We start from the raw sequence: 392 nt of genomic DNA on the forward strand, positions 1-392 counted from the left end.
TGCCGATGGTCGAGAACGGTTCGTGGTTGACCTCGAACGGCACCCGTGGGCGTCCGATCGCGCCGGGTGCCGTCAGGTCTGCGCGCTCACGGAGCAGTCCGACGGCGAGCAAGGCCGACACCTGACGGTTGACCGTGGCGATACTCGAACCGGTTGCGCGAGCGGCACGTTCGCGCGAGATGGGGCCTTCGACGCAGGCGACTCGAAGCACCGACGCGGCGGGACTGTCGGCGATCCGCAGATCGGGTGCGACGAGTTGAACGCGCGATCGAGGCCTCGGCAGAGACCGCAGGGAGGTGGGGCCGGTGTGGTGGTGCAGCGTTGATACGGACATTCGTTGTGATCCTCGGCAGTGGCAGACCTCCGCCGTGAATGGACCAACGACGGAAGAG

General features: G+C 67.1%; 1 pseudogene. It reads right to left on the reverse strand.

The annotated features are described in order from the left end of the window. Window positions 1-334: pseudogene (locus A2J02_RS02065) on the reverse strand (hypothetical protein); the annotation flags it as partial. Between the last annotated feature and the right edge of the window lie 58 nt (window positions 335-392).

Origin of the sequence: Rhodococcus sp. EPR-147 (assembly GCF_001647185.1) — a bacterium.
Taxonomy (GTDB): domain Bacteria; phylum Actinomycetota; class Actinomycetes; order Mycobacteriales; family Mycobacteriaceae; genus Rhodococcoides.